Annotated in this window: 22 protein-coding genes; all 22 read right to left on the reverse strand. The window is 59.2% G+C overall.

Features of this window, described 5'->3' with window-relative positions; translation table 11 throughout:
• The 22 genes from Q0802_RS01995 to nuoE all read right to left on the reverse strand — a co-directional run bounded on the left by Q0802_RS01995 (window position 1) and on the right by nuoE (window position 18,669).
• Window positions 1-774, reverse strand: coding sequence for a type III pantothenate kinase (locus Q0802_RS01995; protein WP_298912762.1), 774 nt, complete (start codon window positions 772-774; stop codon window positions 1-3).
• Between the two features lie 12 nt (window positions 775-786).
• The gene (locus Q0802_RS02000; RefSeq protein WP_298912764.1) at window positions 787-1,545 is read right to left on the reverse strand and encodes a biotin--[acetyl-CoA-carboxylase] ligase; all 759 of its coding nucleotides are present in this window, start codon (window positions 1,543-1,545) and stop codon (window positions 787-789) included.
• A gap of 64 nt (window positions 1,546-1,609) precedes the next feature.
• Window positions 1,610-3,055 carry an NADH-quinone oxidoreductase subunit NuoN gene (nuoN, locus tag Q0802_RS02005; RefSeq protein WP_298912767.1) on the reverse strand — a complete coding sequence of 482 codons (1,446 nt, stop codon included), beginning with the start codon at window positions 3,053-3,055 and terminating at the stop codon, window positions 1,610-1,612.
• 12 nt (window positions 3,056-3,067) lie between these two features.
• Window positions 3,068-4,609, reverse strand: a complete 1,542-nt coding sequence (locus Q0802_RS02010; RefSeq protein ID WP_298912770.1) for an NADH-quinone oxidoreductase subunit M — start codon at window positions 4,607-4,609, stop codon at window positions 3,068-3,070.
• A complete protein-coding gene (gene nuoL / locus Q0802_RS02015) occupies window positions 4,609-6,735 on the reverse strand; it encodes an NADH-quinone oxidoreductase subunit L (protein ID WP_298912772.1) in 2,127 nt (708 codons plus the stop codon). The genes Q0802_RS02010 and nuoL overlap by 1 nt, the downstream gene beginning before the upstream one ends.
• Window positions 6,736-6,741: 6 nt before the next feature.
• Entirely contained in the window at window positions 6,742-7,047 is a 306-nt protein-coding gene (gene nuoK, locus Q0802_RS02020; protein WP_187428658.1) for an NADH-quinone oxidoreductase subunit NuoK, read from the reverse strand.
• Window positions 7,044-8,132: an acyltransferase gene (locus Q0802_RS02025; protein WP_298912775.1), complete on the reverse strand. Its 1,089-nt coding sequence runs from the start codon at window positions 8,130-8,132 to the stop codon at window positions 7,044-7,046. Before Q0802_RS02025 ends, nuoK begins: the two co-directional genes overlap by 4 nt.
• Before the next feature lie 47 nt (window positions 8,133-8,179).
• The gene (locus Q0802_RS02030) at window positions 8,180-8,782 is read right to left on the reverse strand and encodes an NADH-quinone oxidoreductase subunit J (protein WP_298912778.1); all 603 of its coding nucleotides are present in this window, start codon (window positions 8,780-8,782) and stop codon (window positions 8,180-8,182) included.
• The gene (locus Q0802_RS02035; protein WP_298912781.1) at window positions 8,779-9,198 is read right to left on the reverse strand and encodes a carboxymuconolactone decarboxylase family protein; all 420 of its coding nucleotides are present in this window, start codon (window positions 9,196-9,198) and stop codon (window positions 8,779-8,781) included. Before Q0802_RS02035 ends, Q0802_RS02030 begins: the two co-directional genes overlap by 4 nt.
• Window positions 9,195-9,689: an NADH-quinone oxidoreductase subunit NuoI gene (nuoI, locus tag Q0802_RS02040; RefSeq protein ID WP_298912784.1), complete on the reverse strand. Its 495-nt coding sequence runs from the start codon at window positions 9,687-9,689 to the stop codon at window positions 9,195-9,197. Before nuoI ends, Q0802_RS02035 begins: the two co-directional genes overlap by 4 nt.
• A complete protein-coding gene (locus tag Q0802_RS02045) occupies window positions 9,690-9,974 on the reverse strand; it encodes a hypothetical protein (protein ID WP_298912787.1) in 285 nt (94 codons plus the stop codon).
• 1 nt (window position 9,975) lies between these two features.
• Complete coding sequence (gene nuoH, locus Q0802_RS02050; RefSeq protein ID WP_298912790.1) at window positions 9,976-11,013, reverse strand: NADH-quinone oxidoreductase subunit NuoH; 1,038 nt, start codon at window positions 11,011-11,013, stop codon at window positions 9,976-9,978.
• Between the two features lie 6 nt (window positions 11,014-11,019).
• Window positions 11,020-11,403, reverse strand: coding sequence for a hypothetical protein (locus Q0802_RS02055; RefSeq protein ID WP_298912792.1), 384 nt, complete (start codon window positions 11,401-11,403; stop codon window positions 11,020-11,022).
• The gene (nuoG, locus tag Q0802_RS02060; RefSeq protein ID WP_298912795.1) at window positions 11,400-13,415 is read right to left on the reverse strand and encodes an NADH-quinone oxidoreductase subunit NuoG; all 2,016 of its coding nucleotides are present in this window, start codon (window positions 13,413-13,415) and stop codon (window positions 11,400-11,402) included. The genes Q0802_RS02055 and nuoG overlap by 4 nt, the downstream gene beginning before the upstream one ends.
• Before the next feature lie 67 nt (window positions 13,416-13,482).
• A complete protein-coding gene (locus Q0802_RS02065) occupies window positions 13,483-13,887 on the reverse strand; it encodes a DUF5333 domain-containing protein (RefSeq protein WP_298912798.1) in 405 nt (134 codons plus the stop codon).
• A 121-nt stretch (window positions 13,888-14,008) separates the two neighbouring features.
• On the reverse strand, window positions 14,009-14,332 hold the full coding sequence (locus Q0802_RS02070; RefSeq protein ID WP_298912801.1) for a hypothetical protein: 324 nt from the start codon (window positions 14,330-14,332) through the stop codon (window positions 14,009-14,011).
• 5 nt (window positions 14,333-14,337) lie between these two features.
• A complete protein-coding gene (locus Q0802_RS02075) occupies window positions 14,338-14,835 on the reverse strand; it encodes a DUF3291 domain-containing protein (protein WP_298912803.1) in 498 nt (165 codons plus the stop codon).
• A 5-nt stretch (window positions 14,836-14,840) separates the two neighbouring features.
• On the reverse strand, window positions 14,841-15,236 hold the full coding sequence (locus tag Q0802_RS02080) for a hypothetical protein (protein WP_298912805.1): 396 nt from the start codon (window positions 15,234-15,236) through the stop codon (window positions 14,841-14,843).
• 11 nt (window positions 15,237-15,247) lie between these two features.
• Complete coding sequence (gene nuoF, locus Q0802_RS02085) at window positions 15,248-16,543, reverse strand: NADH-quinone oxidoreductase subunit NuoF (RefSeq protein WP_298912807.1); 1,296 nt, start codon at window positions 16,541-16,543, stop codon at window positions 15,248-15,250.
• A 12-nt stretch (window positions 16,544-16,555) separates the two neighbouring features.
• Complete coding sequence (locus Q0802_RS02090) at window positions 16,556-16,804, reverse strand: DUF5337 domain-containing protein (protein WP_298912809.1); 249 nt, start codon at window positions 16,802-16,804, stop codon at window positions 16,556-16,558.
• 49 nt (window positions 16,805-16,853) lie between these two features.
• Window positions 16,854-17,543 (reverse strand): hypothetical protein, encoded by a 690-nt coding sequence (locus tag Q0802_RS02095; protein WP_298912813.1) that lies wholly within the window; start codon window positions 17,541-17,543, stop codon window positions 16,854-16,856.
• 70 nt (window positions 17,544-17,613) lie between these two features.
• Window positions 17,614-18,669, reverse strand: coding sequence for an NADH-quinone oxidoreductase subunit NuoE (gene nuoE, locus Q0802_RS02100; RefSeq protein ID WP_298912816.1), 1,056 nt, complete (start codon window positions 18,667-18,669; stop codon window positions 17,614-17,616).
• Between the last annotated feature and the right edge of the window lie 25 nt (window positions 18,670-18,694).

The raw sequence follows: 18,694 nt of genomic DNA on the forward strand, positions 1-18,694 counted from the left end.
TTAAGCGTTGTCCTTGTTAAACTTGTGGATCACGGTCAGACCGTGCGTTGTCAGATCGTCCTCGAAAGCGTCAAAAAGCGCTTCGGACTGCTGGAATAATGGGGCCAGCCCCCCCGTTGATATTACGCGCATCTCTCGATCACGCTCTGCCTTGATCCGGGCACATATCTCACGCACCAGCCCGACATAACCCCAAAAAACGCCCGACTGCATGCAAGTGACCGTGTTTGTGCCGATCACCGCTTGCGGTTTGGAAATATCGACATGCGGCAGGGCCGCTGCAGCCTGATGCAACGCCTCAAGGCTGAGGTTCACGCCGGGGGCGATCACCCCGCCGATGTACGCCCCATCGCTATCGACCACGTCGAATGTGGTGGCGGTGCCGAAATCCACCATGATCAGATCGCCGCCGTATAGGTCATGCCCTGCCACCGTGTTGACCAGCCGGTCGGGGCCCACTTGCGTGCCCTGATCGACGCGCACATCGACGGGCAACAGACAGTCGGGTTTGCCCACCACAAGCGGGCGCGTGCTGAAATACCTGTCCGCCAAAACCCGCAGGTTGAAGACCACGCGCGGCACGGTGGAGGAGATGATCATATCGGTGATCTGCGCCTCGATGCCCTGCAGGCGCATCAATGTGCTCAGCCAGACGTAATACTGATCCGCCGTGCGCTGCCACTCGGTCGAGGTCCGCCAGGAGGCCAGAAACTGCTGCCCGTCCCAGATCGCAAAGACCGTGTTTGTGTTCCCGCAATCAATTGCCAACAGCATGGCCTGCCTCCCCTATGGGCTTTGAAAAAACACATCCGCCGCCGCGATGGCGCGCAGATTGCGCGCAGTGCGCAGCATCAGGTTACCATCGCCGTCGATGTCCTCAAAGGTGCCGGAAATCTCTTCGCGCCCGGTCCGTGCCAGGATAGGTTGGCCAAGCCGTGCCGCATGGGCCAGCCAGGCGGTTCGGATCGGCGCAAACCCGTAGGTGACAAACTGTGTCTCCAGCGCTGCGTAATGCGTGGCGAGGATGTCAAGAAAGGACTCCGGTGTGATGTCATGGCCGGTCTCACCGCGTAAGGACACCGGGCGCAACGCGCCCTGCTCGACCTCATCGGCACCGGGCGCATGGCGCAGGTTCACGCCCACCCCGATGGCCAGAGGCCCCATCTGCCCGCCCTGACCGGTGCTTTCCAGCAGGATACCGGCCAGTTTGCCGCCCCGCAGCAGCACATCATTGGGCCATTTCAGCGCCAAATCATCCGGGTTCGCCGTCACATCCACAAGCGCCCTGTGGAGCGCCAGTGACATCAAGAAGGACCGCAGCGCCGCAACGCCGGCGGGTTCCTGCGGGCGTAGCAACAGGGTTGCGGCAAAATTTCCAGCGGGCATACTCCATGGCCGCCCGCGCCGTCCCCGTGCCGCCGTTTGCACATGGGCAAGCACCCAGAAAGCACCGGGCGTGTCGCGTGCGCGCCGCACGGCTTCGTCTAGGGTAGACTCGACGCTGGGCAGCACAATGCGCCCATATCCCTCAGGCCAGGTGCTCATGATGCGGTGACCCGCTGAGGCGCTGGTCCGAAGATGCGTTTGGCAGGACCGGTCACGCCCCTGCTCAGTTGAGCAGGGTCTCGGCTGCGGCGGCAGCGGCGGTCTCGACCCCGAACATATTGGCAATGCCCAGAACCATGATCGCGGCAGAGGCCATCAGAAACCCCCAGAGCACGGTGTTCGACCCGCCACTGTCGAGCCCCTCTTTGCTCTCATCGCCGAAATACATGAAAAAGACGATGCGCAGATAATAGTAGGCACCGATCACCGAGGCCACGACCCCCGCGATGGCCAGCCAGGCCAGACCGGCCTCATAGGCGGCGCGAAGCACGTAGAACTTGCCGAAAAAGCCCAGCATCGGCGGCACACCGGCAAGGCTGAAAAGCAACACCAGCATGGCCAGCGCCTTGCCCGGTTCACGCTTGGCATACATGTTGAGCGAGGCGATATCCGTCACCGGCTGGCCGTCTTTCTCCATCATCAGGATGAAGGCAAAGGTGCCGATGTTCATGGTCACATAGATCGCCATGTAGATCAGCATCGCCTGCACGCCCAGCACGGTGCCTGCCGCCAGACCCATCAGCGCGTACCCCATATGGGCAATCGACGAAAAGGCCATCAGGCGTTTGATATTGGTCTGGCCAATCGCCGCCACGGCACCGAGGAACATCGACAGCACCGACAGCAGTGCGATGATCTGGCTCCAGTCGCTGACCGCATTGCCGAAGGCGTCATGCAAAACGCGGGCGAAAAGCCCCATGGCCGCCACTTTGGGGGCTGTCGCAAAAAACGCCGTAACCGGTGTGGGGGAGCCTTCGTAGACATCCGGCGTCCACATGTGGAACGGCACGGCGGAGACTTTGAAAGCCATGCCCGAGATCAGGAAGACCAGACCAAAGAGCAGCCCGACGGAAACCTCGCCATGCTGAGCGGTTTCAATGATGCCCGAAAAGAGCGTTGTGCCCGCGTAGCCGTACACAAGCGATGCGCCGTAGAGTAGCAAACCAGACGAAAGCGCGCCCAGCACGAAGTATTTCAGACCCGCTTCGGTCGATTTCACAGAATCCCGCCGCAGCGAGGCCACCACATAAAGCGCCAGCGATTGCAGTTCCAACCCCATATAAAGCGCCATCAGATCCCCGGCGGAGACCATCACCATCATGCCAACCGCACTCAGCGCCACCAGCAGGGGGTATTCGAACCGCAACAGATCGCGCGATTTCATATAGGCCTCTGACATGATCAGCACGGCAGCAGCCGACAGCAGGATCGTCACCTTGGCAAACCGCGCAAACCCGTCGAGCACCAGCATGCCGTTGAAGGCTGTGGCCGTCCCCTCGCCGGTGGTTGCGATCCACAGACCCAATGCGGCCATCACGGCAGCCGTCATCCAGATCAGCGTCGGCGCCAGCCCGTCCTTGGTGGTGTAGACCGCCACGATCAGCATGCCCATGGCATAGAGCGCCAGCAGGATTTCCGGCAGAACAAGTGTCAAATCAGCGGATACCATGTTGTCCGTCCTTTAGTTTGACGCGAGCTGTGACGCGGCCTCAGCCGCCGTCAATGCCGTGTCGTAATTGCCAACCAGAGCCGCAACCGCCGGGCCGGTGATGTCCAGCACCAGCGCAGGGTAGACGCCCAAAAGCAGCGTCATCGCCACCAGCGGTGCGAATATCCAGCGTTCCCGCGAGGTCATGTCGCTGATCGAGCGCAGGCTCTCCTTGATCAGATCACCCATGACCACGCGGCGGTAGAGCCAGAGCGCATAGGCCGCCGAGAGGATCACACCGGTGGTGGCCACTGCCGCAACCCATGTATTGACCTGAAAGACGGCCATCAGCGTCAGGAATTCACCCACAAATCCGCTGGTGCCCGGCAGGCCCACATTGGCCATGGTAAAGAGCATGAAAATCAGCGCATAGGCCGGCATCCGGTTCACCAGCCCGCCATAGGCGTCGATATCACGGGTATGCATGCGGTCGTAAATCACGCCAACGCAGAGAAAGAGCGCGCCGGAGATGAACCCGTGGCTGATCATCTGGAAGATCGCCCCATCCACACCCTGCTGATTAGCCGCGAAAATCCCCATGGTTACAAAGCCCATATGGGCGACGGACGAATAGGCGATGAGCTTTTTCATGTCTTCCTGCACCAGAGCGACCAGCGAGGTGTAGACAATCGCAATGGCCGACATCCACAAGACCAGCGGCGTCATCACTTCGGAGCCCACAGGGAACATCGGCAAGGAAAACCGCAGGAAGCCATAGCCGCCCATTTTGAGCAGGATCGCCGCCAGAACGACCGATCCGGCTGTGGGGGCCTGAACGTGGGCATCGGGCAACCATGTGTGCACCGGCCACATCGGCATTTTGACGGCAAAGCTGGCGAAGAAGGCCAGAAACAGCAGGGTTTGCAGACCGCCCACAACCGTGACGCCCGCGACCGAGAAGGTCTCAAAGGCGAACTGGTGTTTCAGCAGCACCTCGATGTCCGTCGTACCCGCATCCGCGAACATGCCGACCATCGCCACCAGCATCAGCACCGAGCCGAGGAAGGTGTAGAGGAAGAACTTGAAGCTGGCGTAGATGCGGTTCGCCCCGCCCCAGATGCCGATGATGAGGAACATCGGGATCAGACCCGCCTCGAAGAAGAGGTAGAACAGCACCAGATCCAGCGCCATGAAGACGCCCAGCATCAGCGTTTCCAGCATCAGAAAGGCAATCATATATTCCTTGACGCGCTCGGTCACATTCCAGGACGCGGCAATCACCAGCGGCATCATGAAGGTCGTGAGCATCACGAAAAGCACCGAAATACCATCGACGCCCATTTTGTATTGCAGCCCCAGCAACCATGGCGCTTGCTCAACGAACTGAAAGCCGGTGTCGTTGGGATCAAACTCCGCGAGGATAAACAGCGACACCAGGAAGGTCATGGTTGTGGCCGCCATGGCCAGCCACTTGGCGTTCCGGTTTGCCGCCTCGTCGTCACCGCGCAGGAATACCGCGAGGATCAACGCCGCACCCGCCGGGATGAAGGTCACAATCGACAGAAGATTGTCCATCAGTGCGCTCCTCCGCTCATCGTCATCCAGGTGACCAGAACAGCAATGCCGATCACCATGGCAAAGGCATAGGTAAAGATGTAGCCCGATTGCGCGCGCCCCGCGAGCCGGGTGAAGAAGGGGATGATCCCCATCGCCACGCCGTTGAGGCCGCCGTCGAGCACGTCGCCATCGCCCCGTTTCCACAGGAAGCTGCCGATCCATTTGGCCGGGCCCACAAAGACCACGTTGTAAAGCTCGTCAAAATACCACTTGTTCTTGAGGAACAGGTATAGGGGCCGCTGGTTTTCGGCCAGACGCGCCGGCAGGGTCGGGTTCCAGATGTAGAACCACATGGCCATCAGGAAACCGCTCAGCATGGCCACGAAAGGTGACACTTTCACCCATTTCGGGGCCGCGTGGGCATCATCCAGCACGGTATTGTCGGGGCCCATATAGATGGCCCCTTCGCCTGGTGCTCCGGAGAAGACATAGTGGTGTTCCTTCTCGCCGCCCTTGGCCTTGTCATCGCCATGGGCCGCGTCATCGCCGTGGCCATCGTCCTCCGTCTTGGCGGCATGATCCTCCCCGTGCGCTTCGCCATGGGCACCCGCTTCCGCATAAGGCACACCATAGAATTTCGCCACTTTGTCAGTGTGACCAAAGAAGCTGCCATACCAGACCATCCCGGCAAAAACGGAGCCAACCGCCAGGACACCCAGCGGGATCAGCATGGTCATCGGGCTTTCATGGGCATGATCATGGGTATGTTTGTCCCCACGCGGCGTCCCGTAGAAGGTCAGAAAAATCAGCCGCCAGCTATAGAAGGACGTCATCGCGGCGGCCGCAACCAGCAGCCAGAACGCATAACCGGTGCCCCCTGCAAAGGCGCTTTCGATGATCGCATCCTTGCTGAGGAACCCTGCAAAGCCGATATGGGTCAGCGGAATGCCGACGCCGGTGATGGCCAGCGTCCCGATCATCATCGCCGCAAAGGTATAGGGGATTTTCTTGCGCAACCCGCCGTAGTTGGTCATGTCCTGCTCGTGATGCATCGCGTGGATCACCGAACCGGCACCAAGGAAAAGCATGGCCTTGAAGAAAGCATGGGTGAAGAGGTGGAACATCGCGGCGGAATACATGCCCACACCCGCAGCCACGAACATATAGCCAAGCTGCGAGCACGTCGAATAGGCGATCACGCGTTTGATGTCGGTCTGCACCAGCCCTACGGTGGCGGCGAAAAACGCGGTTGTGGCCCCGAGGAAGGTGATGAAAGCGGTCGCCTCAGGCGCGAATTCCATCAGCGGCGACATGCGGCACACCAGGAAAACGCCCGCGGTCACCATGGTCGCCGCGTGAATGAGCGCGGAGACAGGCGTCGGCCCCTCCATCGCGTCCGGCAACCAGGTGTGCAGGATCAGCTGCGCAGATTTGCCCATCGCCCCGATAAAGAGCAGCATCGCCACCAGATTGGCCGCGTTCCACTCCGACCACAGGAAGGTCAATTGCGTTTCTGCCAAATCAGGGGCGGCGGCAAAGATATCGTCAAAACGGATGCTGTCGGTCAGGAAGAACAGCGCAAAGATCCCCAGCGCAAAGCCGAAATCCCCCACCCGGTTGACCACAAAGGCCTTGATCGCGGCGGCATTGGCGCTTGGTTTGCGATAATAAAACCCGATCAGCAGGTAGGAGGCGACACCAACGCCTTCCCAGCCAAAGAACATCTGCACAAGGTTGTCAGCCGTCACCAGCATCAGCATCGCAAAGGTAAAGAACGACAGATAAGCAAAGAAGCGCGGCTTGTAGCTTTCACCCTCTTTCCACTGCGGATCATGATCCATGTAGCCAAAGGAATAGAGGTGCACGAGGCTCGATACGGTTGTGATCACGATCAGCATGATTGCCGTCAAACGGTCCAGTCGGATCGACCAATCCGTGCTGAGCGTGCCGCTTTCGATAAACCGCAGGATCTGGATCTGCTCGGTCGTGCCGTCAAAGGTCAGAAAGATCAGCCAGCTCAGGATCGCCGAGACAAAGAGCAGCGAGGTGGCGATCCACATGGCCGCCGTCTCGCCAAACAGCCGCCAGCCGAACCCACAGAGAAGCGCGCCAACTAGAGGGGCAAAGAGGATGATGGTTTCCATGATTGCTTAGCCCTTCATCACGTTGACGTCTTCCACGGCGATGGTGCCGCGGTTGCGGAAGAAACAGACCAGAATGGCCAGACCAATCGCCGCCTCTGCTGCTGCCACGGTCAGCACGAAGAGCGTGAACACCTGCCCTACCAGATCACCGAGGAAGCTGGAGAAAGCCACCAGATTGATGTTCACAGCCAGCAGCATCAATTCAATGCTCATCAGCAGGATGATGATGTTCTTGCGGTTGAGAAACAGCCCGAAGATGCCAATGACAAAAAGCGTCGCCGCCACTGTCAGGTAATGTTCAAGTCCGATCATTTCTGTTCACCTTTGGTATTTCGAGGCGTGGGTATCTTTATGGTTGCAGGTTGTCCTACCTGGCCGGTTGGTAGTGCCGCACCGCGCGGAGGCAACATCGACAAGATGCCCCGCTTGAGGCTTTTGCCGACGGACCGTTCAATGAAGCGATATACAAAGAACGAAGCCAACAATACTGCGATCAGCATCGTTGCGGAGGCTGCCGGCGCGCCAATGTAGCGGCTCATGAAATCGATACAGATATAGCCTACCGCCTGATGCAGCAGGTACAATGGATAGCTCATCCCCCCCAGCAGGATCGCAAACGGGCCGAAGTGTTCGGGAACCGTGACGTTCTCCGCAAAAATGACCAGCGCCAGAGATACTGCCACGACAATCGTCATGCCCCATATCGCAACCTGCGAGACATCCAACATGTCATACCGGCCGAAATCGAAGTAGCCGCCATGCACGGCGGCAACAAAATGCAGCGCCAACATGCCCTTCAGATAGGGGGTCCATCCTTCATCACGTCTGCGAAACAGGATCACCCCCAATGCGAAGAAGGGTGCATAGGGAAAGAGAACATAGGCGGCAAATTCCGTGTCCAGCCCCAAGAGTACCAGACCAGCGCCCACAAAAACAAAGAGCGTCAGCATTTCCAGAACCCGATCAATGCTGCCTGCCAAAATCAACAACATCACGAAGCTGTAAAACCGCAACTCATAGACAATCGACCAGTAAGCAGGGTCGATCATCTTGCCGCCGCCAAGCATGGGCAGAAATGCCAGCGATTTCAGGCTGGTCATGATCAACAGACTATTGTTCATGCCGCCGGAGGCAAAAAAGATAAAGCCGGTCATAAGGGTGCAGCAGAACAACGCCGGATATAATCTGCTGACACGTGACGCGAAAAACTGACTGGCTGTTTTACCGACAGAAGAGAGCGAAATCACGTAACCGCTGATAATGAAAAACGCAGCAACGGCATAGCCGCCGTATACCAGATGGCTTGTCCAGAAAAGCTCCCCCGGAACGACACCGACGGCGGGACCAACATAGAAGTAATGGTAGACCACAACGCAACCAGCCAGAAGGAAGCGCAAGTACTCAATCCCGAACAGGCGGTTTTGTTGATGATCTGTGCCTGACGTCAAAGCCCCTGCCCCGGTTTGACGTCCTTAAGCTCCATTGCAACCGCCGGGTCACGCATCATCTGGGCGACCACATCCTGGCGTTTGACATCAGAGCGATGGCGCAGGGTCAGCACAATCGCGCCGATCATCGCCACCAGCAGGATCAGGCCCGCAAGCTGGAAGAGCAGGAAATACTGGTCATAAAGGATCAGCCCCAGCGCTTCGGTATTGTGCCGGTCCACGGGCATCACCTGCGCACGCAGCCCTTCGGCAGCAGCGTTGCTTTCCCAGGCCCCAAAGGCCATGACGAACTGCATCAGGATCACCAGCCCGATCAGCAGCGCCAGCGGCATGTATTTCGCCATCTCCGCCTTGAGTTCGGCGAAATCCACGTCCAGCATCATCACCACGAACAAGAACAGCACGGCCACAGCGCCCACGTAGACAATGATCAGGAGCATGGCGACGAATTCCGCGCCCAACAGCACAAACAGCCCCGCCGAGGACAAAAACGCAAGAATCAGCCAGAGCACGGAATGCACCGGGTTGCGGCTGACCACTGTGAAAAGCCCCCCGGCAATCACGCTGATGGCAAACAGGTAAAAGGCAAAAACCGTCATTCCTTGTCCTTCTCTTCGTCCAGCACCTGCTGCGCCAGTTCCAGCGCGCGGGTCATGGCAGGCAGCCCTGCAAACATCGACATCTGCCCGATCGTCTCGACAATATGCTGTTCAGTGGCCCCGGCCTCCAGCGCGTGACGCACCGCCTGCCGGAAGGCCACATCGTTCTGCGCGCCCTGCATGGTCAGCCCCGCAAGGGTCAGCAGCATCCGGGTGCGCGCGTCCAGCGAGCCTTCGTTCAGCGCGTTCCCGAACATCATTTCCATCATGTCCTTGGGCATTGTGCCCATCATCTTCTCAAAACCCTTGGGCGAAAACGCCTCCATCGCCGGAAAGCTCTTCGCCATTTCCTGCGCTTGTTCCATCATCGCGGCAAAGGGGTTGGCCCCTTCAAACGGGTTCTTGGGATCACTCATCGGTAGGGCGCGTCCAGTTCAAGGTTGCGGGCGATCTCGGCTTCCCAGCGCTCGCCATTGGCCAGAAGCTTGTCCTTGTCATAGAACAGCTCTTCGCGGGTCTCGGTGGAAAACTCGAAATTTGGTCCTTCGACAATCGCGTCCACCGGGCAGGCTTCCTGACAGAAACCGCAGTAGATGCATTTGGTCATGTCGATGTCGTAGCGCGTGGTGCGGCGGCTGCCGTCGTCGCGGGGCTCCGCATCAATGGTGATGGCCTGTGCCGGGCAGATCGCTTCGCAAAGCTTGCAAGCAATGCAGCGTTCTTCGCCATTGGGATAGCGTCTGAGCGCATGCTCGCCCCGAAAGCGCGGGCTGAGCGGGCCTTTTTCATGCGGGTAGTTCACCGTCGCCTTTGGGGCAAAGAAATACTTCAACCCCAGTTTCATGCCGACCCAGAAATCCTGCAACAGGAAGTATTTCGCGGCGCGGGTGTAGTCGATCTGTGTCATTTACCACCATCCACTTTCATACTCGTCAGGAAGGACCGAAATTGTCGCCAAGACACGTTTCGACCATCCGGTCGAATTAAGATCAGCGTCAATGTCGGAATGCAGCTCATTCAATTTCACAGCGGCCATTTCTGCACTATCAAACTCGCCAATCGCCGACTTGTCTAAAAGAGCTTTCCATCGACTTTCAGCAGCTTCTAAAATTCCAGCAGTAGACCACTCTCTTTCGTCATTCATTATCAGTCGAGGAAACGTGTAAAAAACCATGTTTTCTCTGATTTTCATATCAGCCTCCCATTCCCCAGCGCGCGTATGCGCCCCAGAACCAGTCGAATTTTGCAGCAAAGGCCACAAAGACCACCCAGGCGAGCGAGAACGGCAGGAAGACTTTCCAGCCCAGTCGCATCAACTGGTCATAGCGGTAGCGCGGGGTGATGGCCTTGACCATCGCAAAGAGGAAGAAGAAGAATGCCATCTTCGCGATCATCCACAGCACCCCATCCGGCAGGCCGGGGATCGGCGACAGCCAGCCGCCGAAGAACAGCAGCGAGGTCAGCGCGCACATCAGGAAGATGGCGATATATTCGCCCGCCATAAACAGCAGGAAAGGTGTCGAGGAATATTCCACCTGATAGCCTGCAACCAGTTCGCTTTCCGCTTCGGGCAGATCGAAGGGCGGGCGGTTGGTCTCTGCCAGGCAGGAGATGAAGAACAGGAACACCATGGGCAGATGCGGCAGCCAGTACCACGAGAAGAACGCGTAGTTGCCGTCCTGTGCGGCCACGATGCTGCCGAAATTCATCGACCCCGTGGAGATGATCACCCCGATGATGATCAGGCCCAGTGACACCTCATAGGAAATCATCTGCGCGGCCGAGCGCAGGGAGCCCAGAAACGGGTATTTGGAATTCGACGCCCAGCCGCCCATGATCACGCCGTAGACCTCCAGTGAGGAAATCGCCAGGACGAAGAGGATGGCGACGTTGATGTCGCTGAGCACCCAGCCGTCGTTGAAGGGGATCACCGCCCAGGCGATCATCGCCAGCACGAAACTGGTCATCGGTGCCAGCATGAAGACGGTCTTGTCGGCCCCCGCCGGAACCACCACTTCCTTGACCACATATTTCAGCGCATCGGCCACGGTTTGCAAAAGCCCGAAGGCCCCCACCACGTTGGGTCCGCGGCGCATCTGGACGGCGGCCCAGATCTTGCGGTCGCCATAGACCAGAAACAGCAGCGAAATCATCACGAAGGCCACGACCGCCAGCACCTGTGCCAGGATCAGGACGGCGATGCCGCCGGGGGTGGTAAAGAAGTCAGCCATAGGTCCTCACACCGTCGGTATTCCAGTTTCCTTACAGGCCGCCACGGTGACTTCTGCGTCAATTGTAGCTAGCCCGTCAGGTAGGGTTGGCGAGATCGTGTAAACAGCATCTGCGGCCCACACGCCACCCTCTTCGGTCACATTTGTACGCAAATGTCGGGCAAATCCGTAGCCCTGGGTCAAAGCGAATTGCGCAACCGCGCATGTTGCATAGCGCTGCACATTGGCAGGCACGCGCGCTTTGGTCATGGCCACATTGACCTGCACCAGATCCTCACCCAGCAATTTGCTCTCCGCCCCCAGGTATTCGGGAATGAAATCCTCGGCCACCGGCACGGGCGGCGCGCAGGCCGCAAGGGCCAGAGGGGATATGAGCGCGATGGGCTTCATTCCGCTGCAAGTGCCCCGTCGCGGCGTGCTTTTGCATTGGCCGACAACTCCGCCATCAGTTGACTGGCGCGTGCGATGGGATTGGTCAGATAGAAATCAACAATGGCCTGTTTGAACGCGGTGCTGGCCATCTTGCCCGGCTCCAGCGGGTCGAGCGCATATTCCTGCACCTCGTCGATCTTGCTCAGATGCGGCGCATGATCCACCAGCGCCTGACGCAACTGGGCAATGCTGTCATAGGGCAATTGCGCGCCGGTCTCCGCCGAAAGTGCCCGCAGAATGGCCCAGTTTTCCTTGGCCTCGCCCGGGGCAAACCCTGCACGCAAGGCAAGCTGCGGCCGTCCTTCGGTGTTGACAAAAAGCCCCGGTTCTTCGGTATAGGCCGCTCCGGGCAGGATGATGTCAGCCCGATGCGCCCCCCGGTCGCCGTGGCTGCCCTGATAGATGACAAAAGGTCCGGCTTCGATGTCGATCTCATCGGCGCCGAGGTTGTAGATCACATCTGCCTTGGACACCGCCGCCATGCCGCCTTCGTTTGTCGCGCCCACATCCAGCGCGCCGACCCGCGACGCAGCCGTGTGCAGCACCATGAAGGTCGATTTCGTCGATTCCGCCAGGGCCATCGCGGCGGCCAGCACCGCTTCGCCATCCTCGCGCTGCAGCGCGCCCTGCCCGATCACAATCACCGAAGGCTTTTCGGCGACATTTGAATGATCACGGCCCAAAAGCTCGGTCAGCGTATCGGGGCCCGTGCCCAGATGATTGTATTCATAGGTAAGGTCGACCGCTTCCCCGACCACGCCAACATTTGCGCCCTTTGTCCAGGCTTTGCGAATGCGGGCGTTGAGCACCGGTGCCTCGACCGCCGGGTTCGAGCCGATCAACATGATGGCCTGCGCCGCATCAAGATCGTCGATCCGTGCCGTCCCCGCATAGGCGGACCGGTTCCACGCTGGCAATCGCGCCCCATCGGTGCGGCATTCAACCACGCCACCGCGCCCCTCGATCAATTGCTTGAGCGCAAACACCGCCTCCACCGGGGCGAGATCGCCCACGATGCCAGCGACGGATTTGCCTTCCATCGCCTTTGCCGCTGCCGCCAGCGCTTCCGGCCAGGAGGCAGGCCGCAGCTTGCCGTTTTCACGGATGTAGGGTTTATCGAGCCTCTGGCGGCGCAACCCATCCCAGACAAAACGCGTCTTGTCCGAAATCCATTCCTCGTTCACGCCGTCATGGTTGCGCGGCAGGAAGCGCATGACTTCGCGGCCCTTGGTGTCCACGCGGATGCTGGCACCAAGCGCGTCCATCACGTCGATGCTCTCGGTTTTCGTCAGCTCCCACGGTCGCGCCGTAAAGGCGTAAGGCTTTGAAACCAAAGCACCAACCGGGCAGAGATCAATGATATTGCCCTGCAAATTCGAATCCAGCGTCTGGCCCAGATAGGAGGTAATCTCCGCATCCTCGCCCCGGCCTGTCTGGCCCATCTGGTGAATGCCCGCCACTTCGGTGGTGAAGCGCACACAGCGTGTGCAGGAAATGCAACGCGTCATATGGGTTTCCACCAGCGGCCCCAGATCGAGGTCTTCGGTCGCGCGTTTGGGCTCGCGGTAGCGGCTGAAATCGACACCGTAGGCCATCGCCTGATCCTGAAGATCGCATTCACCACCCTGATCGCAGATCGGGCAATCCAGCGGGTGGTTGATCAGCAGAAATTCCATCACCCCTTCGCGCGCCTTTTTGACCATGGGGGAGTTGGTCTTGACCACCGGCGGCTGACCTTCGGGGCCGGGGCGCAGATCGCGCACCTGCATGGCACAGCTTGCCGCCGGTTTCGGCGGGCCACCGACGACCTCGACCAGACACATGCGGCAGTTGCCGGCGATGGTCAGACGCTCGTGGTAACAAAAGCGCGGCACTTCGATACCTGCCACTTCGCAGGCCTGGATCAGCGTCATCGCGCCCTCCACCTCGATTTCCTGCCCATCAATAATGACTTTGCGTAAGTCGCTCATATCATTTGCCTTTACCCATCACTGCGCAGTTGCGCATCGGTTCCTCGCGGCGCGGTGCCGCGCCCTGTCATTTCTCACGCAACAACACGCCAATAGTGCTGTTGCGTGCAATTTCCGCTTTGCCGAGCGCACAATACCCGGCCTCATCCACTTTCAGCCCCTGCGCTGCCATGTAATCTGCCGCGCGGGCCCGCAAGCGGTCCTTTTCAACGTCCGAGTCCACATGGGCGTCAATTTCCTTCTTGGTATACCCCAAGGCTTCGGCCTGTGCATTCAGATCCTGCAAGGCCCCCAGCGCCCGGAATATCCGTGCAGAGATCACCGGGCAGTTTTTGCGGATCTGATCCGCCAGCCCAATGGCAAAAAGCCCGTCATCAATGGATTTGACCTCCCGCAGGGGCGGGTTGGCCGCTGCAACACCGGTCACAAAAACAGCGCCCGCCGTGACCATGGTCATAATCATCTTCCGCATATCCGTTCTCCCACCAAAGGCAGCATGCCTTATCTGCCCTCCGATCTGGGGGGGCGCGCGCTGCTATTCAATATCAGCCGCCGCCGCGATGGGGCTTTCGCCGGATATGCCTGCACGACACTCACAGAGGGCAGGCCCCCTGCAGTGTCAGGGTGTCGTCGGAAATCGGCAGGGTTTCGTCCGCATCATCCGGCCCCACGACCCATTGAATGGCCGAACTGCCGTATTCATTCACACAATAGACGGTCGCCTCGTAGCGCGCCGCCTCCTTGGCCCCCAGCAGTGAGGCCGAAACCGGACGTGCTGTCACCTGAAACTTTTGCCGCTCATCCAGATCGCTCAAACGCGTGCGATAAAACTGGCCATCAAACCGAATCTCGTCGGCATCACTGCCGCACCCGGCAACAAATCCGGCGGCCAACATCAGACAAACAAGATTCTTCATACCATTCACTCCGCGGCCACCGGCGCGCATCTGCCCGCGCGCCACTGGCTTGCTTCTTTCAGATGCGACCAGCCAAAGGCATGATCGCTGTCACCATGGGTTTTGAGGTGTGCCAGCCGGTCCAGCGCTTCTGCAAGCGTCGGTTCATGGCCTTCAGGCACCCACCACATCACGAAATGCATCTCTCCCAGCACTTCGAACCATTCCTGGCGGCGCTCGTAAAACTGCTTGTGGATGGTGCCCCAGACGAATTTCTCCAGCGTCTCCACGCTCTCCCAGACCGTGAGGTTAGCGACATATTGCGGGTCACCGTCGATCTTGGCATCGGTGTTGCCCGTGCCCGGCTCTCCTGAGCCTTCCATCATCCACACGAACCCCGGCATGCGCTTGCCCAGGCCGTTGATCCGATCAAGGTTTGCCATGAACTCCGCCACGCGCGGATCATCCGTCGGCGCGATCAGGCGGCCAACGTTGAGTTCGGCGAGGTGGTATCTATTGACCATCAATGTTACTCCCGGACCAAAAACTGGCCGATAGTATCGTTCTTTCCAGCAACGTTTCGAGCGAATGAGCAAACCGCAGAGCTGTTATTGTCGTTGACCCCGCGTTCAGCTAGTATTCTTGCTTTCTCCTGCTGAATCCAAACTGTTTGCCCGTAAAACAATAGCTTTCGCATTTTGTTTTTTCGCAACCCTTGCTTCTTCAAGACCTCCGTTGCGGACAACACAAACCCTTGATAATCTTCGGGGCCAAAAGAACCAACACTGTTACATTCTTGTTGCATTTCATAAGCTGCAGCCACCTGTCCAACTGCCGTGCCATAGGGATCGTTGCCGGCAGCAGTCACGATTGTACCGACACCTATTGCGACAAAAAGCGAAAGAAAGACGCCAGATAATTTCATCATAGCCCCCATCACTCCGCCGCCACAGCGCTCACACGCCCTGTCCGTTTATGCTTGATGCGGTCCTCGATCTCGTCGCGGAAATGGCGGATGAGGCCCTGAATGGGCCAGGCCGCCGCATCCCCCAAGGCGCAGATCGTGTGGCCCTCGACCTGTTTGGTCACATCCAGCAGCATGTCGATCTCTTCGGGTTCCGCTTCGCCGGTGACCAGACGGTCCATCACGCGCATCATCCAGCCGGTGCCTTCGCGGCAGGGCGTGCACTGGCCGCAGCTTTCGTGTTTGTAGAATTTTGACAGCCGCCAGATCGCCTTGATCACATCCGTCGAGTTATCCATCACGATCACCGCCGCCGTGCCGAGGCCGGAGCGTTGTTCGCGCAGATAATCGAAATCCATGATCGCGTCTTTCATCTGCGCGCCGGGGATCATCGGCACCGAGGATCCACCGGGGATCACCGCCTTGAGATTGTCCCAGCCGCCGCGGATACCGCCGCAATGGGTCTCGATCAACTCCTCGAAGGTAATCGACATGGCCTCCTCAACCACACAGGGGTTGTTCACGTGACCCGAAATGGCAAACAACTTTGTGCCCGCGTTGTTGGCTCGCCCGAAACCGGCAAACCACTCCGGCCCGCGCCGCAGGATCGTCGGCACAACGGCAATCGACTCCACGTTATTCACCGTGGTCGGACAGCCATAAAGCCCCGCGCCCGCCGGGAAGGGGGGTTTCATGCGCGGCATGCCCTTCTTGCCCTCAAGGCTTTCCAGCAGCGCCGTTTCCTCACCGCAGATATAGGCCCCGGCACCATGATGCAGGTAAAGATCGAAATCCCAGCCCGACCCGGCGGCGTTCTTGCCAATCAGCCCCGCGTCATAGGCCTCGTCAATGGCGCGTTGCAGCGCCTCTTTCTCGCGGATGTATTCACCGCGAATGTAGATGTAACAGGCATGCGCATTCATCGCGAAGCTGGCGATCAGACAGCCCTCGACCAGCGTATGCGGGTCGTGGCGCATGATCTCGCGGTCCTTGCAGGTGCCGGGCTCGGATTCGTCGGCATTGACCACCAGATAGGCAGGCCGCCCGTCGCTTTCCTTGGGCATGAAAGACCATTTCAGACCGGTCGGAAAACCCGCGCCACCCCGCCCGCGCAGACCGGAGGCTTTCATCTGATCCACGATCCAGTCGCGCCCCTTCTTGATGATCCCGGCCGTGCCGTCCCAATGGCCGCGCGCCTGCGCACCCTTCAGCGTGCGGTCATGCATGCCGTAGATATTGGTAAAGATCCGGTCCTTGTCCGTGAGCATATTGCTCCCCTTCTACTCGTTGCCGCGCTGCGCCTTGCGCGCGCGCCGTATTTGGAATGACACGATCAGCGCCCAGAAAAGCCCGGCCAGTGCTGCGAAATCAAACAGAAACGCATAGCGCCCGGGCAGGCCCAGCTTTGGCCCGAGCCAGAGCGCCAGCAGCCACAGACCCATGGTCACTAGGATCACAATGCTCACCAGCCGCCCCTTGGCGGCCAGGGCGGCTTGCTGTGATGGTCTGTCCTGATGTTGCGCACTCATTGCGGTTGACCGCCCTTCTCTTCAGTTTGTTTCTCGCGGCACAGGTGTCCTAGTCACCTTTGGCCAGCGCCTTGGCCTGACCCACCCAGTCGTCGCGTTCGATCCGACCCTTGAACCGCAGACGGGCGTCCACCCATTCAATGTCTTTCTTTTTCAGCTTGGCCACCTGATCGAAATGCCAGATGCCGAGGCTGTTAAGCGTCTCTTCCAGCTTCGGCCCAACGCCGCTGATCTGTTTAAGATCATCCGCACCGCCGTCCCGTGGCGCATCTGAAAATGCTGCCGGGCGCGCGTCTGCTGCTGCGGCCTTCGGGGCGGCGGCTTTCTTGGCAGTGGCTTTTTTCGCAGCGGGTTTTTTTGCAGGTTTCTTGGCTGCCGCCTTGGGCGCGGCTGCCTTCTTGGCAACCGGTGCCGCAGATGCTTCAGCTGCCGCGGATTTCTCAGCTGTCTCGGCCTCGGCGGGTTTTTCAGCCTGCGGTGTAGCAGCGGCGGCAGGTTTAGGCGTCTCTGCCGGTTCTGATGGCTTCAGCTCCACCGTGTTCGGCGCAGGCAACGGGCGGGTCATGATCCAACTGATCACGCCACCGACAACGACGAAGACCACAAATCCCGCAAAAGCACCCTGCATGAAGCTCCAGCCGCCCAAGACCCATAGCATAATGGCTGCTACCGCGCCGGCCGCCAAAGCCACCAGCCAGCTCCCCAGCGCCATGCTGATCATTCCCTGTTTGTTGTCCATCCCAGTCTCTCTTTCCGGTTTCTCGCGTCAGACGCTCAGTTTTTACCGTTTCTTACCGTTATTTGGAAATTCAACTATCTTTCTCATCGGCCAGCGCCTTGGCCTGACCAATCCAGTCGTCGCGCTCGATCCGACCCTTGAACCGCAGCCGCGCGTCAACCCAGGCGATATCTGCCTTTGTAAAGCTTGCAACCTGATCGAAATGCCAGATGCCAAGGCTGTTGAGCGTCTCCTCCAGCTTCGGCCCCACGCCGCTGATCCGTTTGAGGTCATCCGCGCCGCCGTCCCGTGGCGCATCCGACAATTGCGCCGGCCGCGCATCTGCCGCAGCCGGTTCAGCCGCAGGTGTCTTCGGTGCAGATTTTTTCGCGGCTGGCTTGGTCTTGGCTTTTGCAGGTTTCGCCGCTTTGTTTGCGGGTTTGCCTTGCCAAGGCATGACCAGCGGCACCTCGGTCCCGTCGATCCGCTTGATGCTGTCGCCAATATCCACCGCTAGTTGTGCCGAAGCATTATATTGGGTCTTGCCGCTGTCATGTTCGGTCAGCGATGTCAGCCCCTTGAGTGGCTCCGCCGCGTAGCGACCGTTCTGCGGGCCGGGCACAGGCACTTTGCCTGCCGCCATTTCATCAATGATCGCACCCATGCGGTCGGCGGTCAGATCCTCGTAATAATCCTTGCCGATCTGCGCCATGGGTGCATTTGAACAGGCCCCGAGGCACTCCACTTCTTCCCATGAAAACTTGCCATCGGCGGAAAGTGCATGCGGTTCCGGCGCGATTTTCTCCTTGCAGACTGCCACGAGGTCTTCGGCCCCGCAGATCATGCAGGAGGTGGTGCCGCAAACCTGAATATGGGCAACAGAACCAACAGGTTGCAACTGGAACATAAAGTAGAAAGTGGCCACTTCCAGCGCCCGGATATAGCTCAGCCCGAGCATGTCCGCCACATGTTCGATCGCCGGTTTGCTCAACCAGCCCTCCTGCTCCTGCGCACGCCACAGGATCGGGATAATTGCAGAAGCCTGACGGCCCTCTGGGTATTTCGTGATCTGACCCTCAGCCCAAGCCTGATTGTCGGGCGTGAAGGCAAAGCTTTCGGGTTGTTCAGGGTGTAGTCGGCGGAGCATTCAGTCGAACCTCAGAAATTGCGGG

Source organism: uncultured Roseobacter sp. (genome assembly GCF_947495275.1).
Taxonomy (GTDB): Bacteria; Pseudomonadota; Alphaproteobacteria; order Rhodobacterales; family Rhodobacteraceae; genus Roseobacter.

Coding starts and splice junctions, on each gene's coding strand:
- Q0802_RS01995 (WP_298912762.1), bottom strand. CDS start 774: ATGCTGTTGGCAATTGATTGCGGGAACACAAACACGGTCTTTGCGATC.
- Q0802_RS02000 (WP_298912764.1), bottom strand. CDS start 1,545: ATGAGCACCTGGCCTGAGGGATATGGGCGCATTGTGCTGCCCAGCGTC.
- nuoN (WP_298912767.1), bottom strand. CDS start 3,055: ATGGTATCCGCTGATTTGACACTTGTTCTGCCGGAAATCCTGCTGGCG.
- Q0802_RS02010 (WP_298912770.1), bottom strand. CDS start 4,609: ATGGACAATCTTCTGTCGATTGTGACCTTCATCCCGGCGGGTGCGGCG.
- nuoL (WP_298912772.1), bottom strand. CDS start 6,735: ATGGAAACCATCATCCTCTTTGCCCCTCTAGTTGGCGCGCTTCTCTGT.
- nuoK (WP_187428658.1), bottom strand. CDS start 7,047: ATGATCGGACTTGAACATTACCTGACAGTGGCGGCGACGCTTTTTGTC.
- Q0802_RS02030 (WP_298912778.1), bottom strand. CDS start 8,782: ATGACGGTTTTTGCCTTTTACCTGTTTGCCATCAGCGTGATTGCCGGG.
- Q0802_RS02035 (WP_298912781.1), bottom strand. CDS start 9,198: ATGAGTGATCCCAAGAACCCGTTTGAAGGGGCCAACCCCTTTGCCGCG.
- nuoI (WP_298912784.1), bottom strand. CDS start 9,689: ATGACACAGATCGACTACACCCGCGCCGCGAAATACTTCCTGTTGCAG.
- Q0802_RS02045 (WP_298912787.1), bottom strand. CDS start 9,974: ATGAAAATCAGAGAAAACATGGTTTTTTACACGTTTCCTCGACTGATA.
- nuoH (WP_298912790.1), bottom strand. CDS start 11,013: ATGGCTGACTTCTTTACCACCCCCGGCGGCATCGCCGTCCTGATCCTG.
- Q0802_RS02055 (WP_298912792.1), bottom strand. CDS start 11,403: ATGAAGCCCATCGCGCTCATATCCCCTCTGGCCCTTGCGGCCTGCGCG.
- nuoG (WP_298912795.1), bottom strand. CDS start 13,415: ATGAGCGACTTACGCAAAGTCATTATTGATGGGCAGGAAATCGAGGTG.
- Q0802_RS02065 (WP_298912798.1), bottom strand. CDS start 13,887: ATGCGGAAGATGATTATGACCATGGTCACGGCGGGCGCTGTTTTTGTG.
- Q0802_RS02070 (WP_298912801.1), bottom strand. CDS start 14,332: ATGAAGAATCTTGTTTGTCTGATGTTGGCCGCCGGATTTGTTGCCGGG.
- Q0802_RS02075 (WP_298912803.1), bottom strand. CDS start 14,835: ATGGTCAATAGATACCACCTCGCCGAACTCAACGTTGGCCGCCTGATC.
- Q0802_RS02080 (WP_298912805.1), bottom strand. CDS start 15,236: ATGAAATTATCTGGCGTCTTTCTTTCGCTTTTTGTCGCAATAGGTGTC.
- nuoF (WP_298912807.1), bottom strand. CDS start 16,543: ATGCTCACGGACAAGGACCGGATCTTTACCAATATCTACGGCATGCAT.
- Q0802_RS02090 (WP_298912809.1), bottom strand. CDS start 16,804: ATGAGTGCGCAACATCAGGACAGACCATCACAGCAAGCCGCCCTGGCC.
- Q0802_RS02095 (WP_298912813.1), bottom strand. CDS start 17,543: ATGGACAACAAACAGGGAATGATCAGCATGGCGCTGGGGAGCTGGCTG.
- nuoE (WP_298912816.1), bottom strand. CDS start 18,669: ATGCTCCGCCGACTACACCCTGAACAACCCGAAAGCTTTGCCTTCACG.